At 35.6% G+C, this 4,541-nt stretch carries 4 protein-coding genes; 1 reads left to right on the top strand and 3 read right to left on the bottom strand.

Annotated features, from left to right (window positions below; translation table 11 throughout):
* Positions 1–337: 337 nt before the first annotated feature.
* Together H5T45_07275 and H5T45_07270 are read right to left on the bottom strand one after the other, a co-directional pair.
* Complete coding sequence (locus H5T45_07275) at positions 338–997, bottom strand: hypothetical protein (GenBank protein MBC7129502.1); 660 nt, start codon at positions 995–997, stop codon at positions 338–340.
* Between the two features lie 114 nt (positions 998–1,111).
* Entirely contained in the window at positions 1,112–1,948 is an 837-nt protein-coding gene (locus H5T45_07270; GenBank protein ID MBC7129501.1) for a hypothetical protein, read from the bottom strand.
* 226 nt (positions 1,949–2,174) lie between these two features.
* Between H5T45_07270 and H5T45_07265 the strand changes: the two genes are divergently transcribed.
* Positions 2,175–3,605, top strand: a complete 1,431-nt coding sequence (locus H5T45_07265) for a DNA cytosine methyltransferase (protein MBC7129500.1) — start codon at positions 2,175–2,177, stop codon at positions 3,603–3,605.
* A gap of 254 nt (positions 3,606–3,859) precedes the next feature.
* On the opposite strand, the gene H5T45_07260 is transcribed toward H5T45_07265, so the two are convergent.
* Positions 3,860–4,285, bottom strand: coding sequence for a hypothetical protein (locus H5T45_07260; protein ID MBC7129499.1), 426 nt, complete (start codon positions 4,283–4,285; stop codon positions 3,860–3,862).
* Positions 4,286–4,541 lie beyond the last annotated feature (256 nt).

The raw sequence follows: 4,541 nt of genomic DNA, 5'->3' as shown, positions 1-4,541 counted from the left end.
AAAATCAACTCAATAAATATTAACAAGGGCAGGGTACATTCCCATTACAAATCGAAATTTGGTGTGTGAGTCCACACCTAATTCCCCTTACAAGTTGAAATCCGTGTGTACATTCCACATAATAAGTATTAACTTTGTGTCCTTTGTGTTACAAATCGAAATTTAGTGTGTCCCTGGCTCAATTTGTACATTCTCATTACAAGTCGAAATCCACACATTCATGACCTGGCTAGGTAAAGCTACATTCTTTAGAAACCGAAAAAAAATCTCATTGTAAAAAATATTATCACGATTAGTTGATAGTAAGGAAATATTCACAAACAAAGATCTACTCGTATTAAAGATTTGATTTTTTATAACTACATAGGGCTGCCAAATTACATTTAGTGCATTTTGGCTTTTTTGGGACACATATAATTGCAGTAAAATCCATTAAACCAAGGTTAAACTCCTTACATTTGCCTTCAGGTACAAGTGATCTTGCAAATTTCCATAACTCTTTGTGATTATAATCCAAATTTTTATAATGGCCTCCAAAATACCTTTTGACTACCCGTACAAAATTAGAGTCTACCATTGCAGCTGGTTTCTCAAACGCTAGACACATGAGAGCTGCACATGTGTAGTTACCAACACCTGGTAATTTTAAGATTTCAGACTCTTCTGTGGGTATTTTGCCACCATGTTCATGTACTATGATTTCTGCGAGTTTTTTGAGTTGTTTTGACCGTTGATTTGAAAGGCCAAGTCTCCAGAGATCTTTGGCGATCTCTGATTCCGGGGTTTCCAAAATATCCTGAAATGACTTGTACTTTTTAAAAAATTTGTGGTATATTTTCATGACATGCTGGGCTGTTGTTCTCCTAAGGAGTATCTCGGTCACGAGTAAGTTGTATGGATTCTTTGTACGTCTCCAAGGGAAATCACGTTTTTTTCTTTCCCAGAAATTAAGCATTGTTTTTATGAATAACTTCTTTTTATTATCGAATTCAGGCAAGGTGGTGACCTCTCATATGGTTTTGGGTCGAAGTAAAATTTAGGCAACATATCAGCATCTTCCACAAATTCACTTTTGGAATATCATAAATTTAAAAGCGAAAGAAGTTAGTGGTTAAAAAGTGCTCTGTAAAAACTCGTTTAAGTTTTTGCCATATTTAATTGTCAATTCTTTGACTAAAGCAGCCTTTTTTGTGTCTATTAATTCAAATAAATCTTTACTTAAACCCCCAACACTAAATAATTCCAGAGCCCTTTTATAATAGCCCGAGTCATCAAAGAATTCCTCAAAAACTTCTTTACCTATTCTCAGATACCTCTTGGGATGGAAACCCTGACTTTTGAGGGTGGTTGTTATAACACTCCAAGCTTCTTTTCCATAAACAAATATCAAATACGGCCTGTAACCTTTTTCCTCTGCTTGTCTGGCCTTTTGACAAAAATGTTCCACCTGATCTTTATCCATATTTGCAGGGCCACTCTTGACGGCCATCACGATCCCATTCCATTTTTCATTGCCATCTTTTATGGGTCTATCAATGACAACATCCCACCAACAAAGCCAAGATTTATCTTTCACTTGCCGTTTTTTGCAGTTGCTATTCACATCCTTACCGCTTTTACCCCCGAAAATAATAATAATAAATTTTTCAAGGATATTTCCAAAACTTGTTCCTAAGGTTCTTTCAACTCTGCGCATTACAAAAAACTCTACGGCTTCTTCTATCGTTTTAAACCCCAATGCAGTTACGAGATATGGATTGATACCACCCTTATCTATTAAATCCTCCACTTTGATGTTTTCAATTAATCTATTGGCTTTTTTACTAAAGCGCCTGATTTCAAGTTCAACTTTTCTTTCCCGTGAATTGAATTCCTCTTCGGATTTTGGGCATAGATTTGGTATAAAATCCCCCCATTGGATGACCTTTAATAATTGTTTGTAAATTATTTATATAAAAAAATTTATAAGAGAATACATGTATAATTACATGTATAATTACATGTATGGTGTTAAACGTGCCAAAGTTAGGTAAATCAAAAATTTGGGGGCGAGGCTACACTACAATACCTTTTGCTGTCAGGAAAATTTTGGATTTGGATAATGGGGATGAATTAGAATGGTTACTAACCACTAAGGGTAATATAACCATCAAAAAAATCAAGAAGGTGCAAAAATGAAAGCACGTGAAAGCGAAGTGTTAGCAAAGTATTTTAACATAATAGAAAGTTTCAGGGGCAAAAAAGGAATTGGTATGGGTGATATACGGGCATATATATCTGCTTTGGCAGATTTAGAAGTAATTGAAACAGGAATAAAAAAAAGAGAAGATCTAATCGAAATTTTGTCAGAAATCCTTAACCGCATGGAGTCAAGCGAACCACCACAAGATTATAAAGATACATTAAGGAAATGGGTAAATATCGACAAGAGCATATTAAGTGAATATTCAAGGAATATAAAATGTAGGGGCGTCCCCGAGGGTACAAAACTTAGGTCTAACGGATTTAGTTCCATCTCGTTGTTTTCAGGTAGTTTTGGATTAGATTTAGGTTTCGAATGGGCAGGTTTCGATACTAGAGTAGCTGTTGACATAGACCCTGCTTCTAAAGAAATCATCTCTGCTAACCGCCCAGAAATACCATTTATCCTCGATGACATTAAAAATATCCCAACTGAAACTTTACTAGAAACGGCCGGCGAAGATAAAGGTGATATAGACGTGCTCACAGGTGGGCCCCCATGCCAACCATTTTCTACTGCGGGTAAAAGGATGGGGCTAAATGACCCCCGGGCTTCACCTCTTAGGGAGTATATTAGGGTAATCAATGAGGCTAAACCAAAGATTTTTGTAATGGAAGAAGTCACAGGTTTGTTAAATGCTAGAATAAAACATGTACCAATAAAAGAGCGTGGAAAAAGGAAACTATTGCCCGAAGAGCGAAAGGGAAGTGTTTGGAAGGTTATTCTGGATGAGCTCAAAAACACTGGCTATAGGATTTTCCAAGGCGTTTTAGACGCCGCTGATTATGGAACACCACAGAAACGAAAGAGGGTTATAATAATAGGCTTGAGACCGGACTTAAAAGTTAAAATACCTCTAATACCTGAAAAAACCCATAAAAAGCCCAATTTACCATCTTTAAAATTATTAAAACCATGGCGAACACTTTTTGACGCAATAATGGGTATTGAACCAGGCGAATTTATCAATTTACCACCCAAGTACGCCACTTATATGCGATATGTACCAGCAGGTGGCAATTGGAGGCAAATACCGGACAGATTTAAAAGAGAAGCGATGAACAACGCACTTTATGCAGGTGGGGGTAAGATGGGGTTTTACAGGAGACTGTGTTGGTTCGAGCCGTCCCCCACCCTTGTAACTAGCCCCTCCATGAAGGGGAGCATGATGATTCACCCTTGGGAAGAAAGACCTTTAAGCGTAAATGAGTATAAGGCGATCCAAGGTTTCCCCCTTGATTGGGAATTACCGGGTTCCGTTACAAATAAATATAAAAAAGTTGGTGAAGCTGTACCCCCCACATTATCGTACGCAATAGCCAGAAATTTGGCCAAAGCCCTCAAAGAAGTGGACAAGTGGTAATCTCAGTTCGTTGTTTATGCCATCAAAGTAACTTATCCATTTCAGTCCTTCTATTTTTTGATTTAATAGAGCCAAGAAAATCCCCAATTTTTTAATTTTTTTCAATTCTGATATTATTTTTTCGTGAAAAATAATAAAATCCTAAAAAATTAACCGAACTATCACAGAATTCATATTTTTAAATGTTCATCTTTTATCTTATTTTGCACATTTGTGCGTAAAATGATGGGAAGATACTCATTGAATCCAAAATACTATTCCTTGGGTTCTTCTATTGCTTTTCTTTTGGTTAATTTTTCCAGGATTATCTGTAGTATGCCCCTGTTTTGTAGTCTTTCTACTTCGTTTTCCAGGTGGCTGATTTGTTTTTCTCTTTTCTTGTACACTTCTTGTAGGTGTCTGTGTTCATTTTTTAATTTATCATATTCGTTTTGTGCTTGGGCTAGTTGTTTTGTTAATTGTCTGTTTTCTTCTAGTATTTTTTCATATTTTTGGTATGTTTCTATTAGTTCTTGGAATTCTTGTTTTGGGAGTATACATACTTCTTGGTTGCATTTGAAGCCTTTTGATTCTACTTTGTCTTTTTTTAGGTTGATTGTGTATTGTGTGGTGGTGTATTGACGGTCTTTACGCTTGTATCTGCGCTCATAACACCTGATTATGGATTCTAAGTATTTCATATTGTATTCTATTGTAGATTCTACAATATAATATTGTAGTATATTTTCGCGTTACGATAATCTATTGTAGACTACGAATATTTACTGTATTCTATTGGTATTTTACAATAGTATATTGTAGAATCTATTGGGGTCTATTGGCATGATACAATATTATATTGTAGAAAGTTTTGATTCAAAATTTTTTAATTTTAGAAGGCTTTAAGATTTTATTTGTAATCTAGAGTGCAGATTTAGATACTATACATGGGGGGAT

This window comes from Thermoplasmatales archaeon (genome assembly GCA_014361245.1).
Lineage (GTDB): Archaea > Thermoplasmatota > E2 > UBA202 > JdFR-43 > JACIWB01.
Note: the sequence above shows the minus strand (reverse complement) of the source record. Positions and strands in the feature narration are given on the sequence as shown.

What these genes read in the sequence shown, in the direction of transcription:
- H5T45_07265 (MBC7129500.1), top strand. Translation starts at nt 2,175, where the DNA reads ATGAAAGCACGTGAAAGCGAAGTGTTAGCAAAGTATTTTAACATAATA.
- H5T45_07260 (MBC7129499.1), bottom strand. Translation starts at nt 4,285, where the DNA reads ATGAAATACTTAGAATCCATAATCAGGTGTTATGAGCGCAGATACAAG.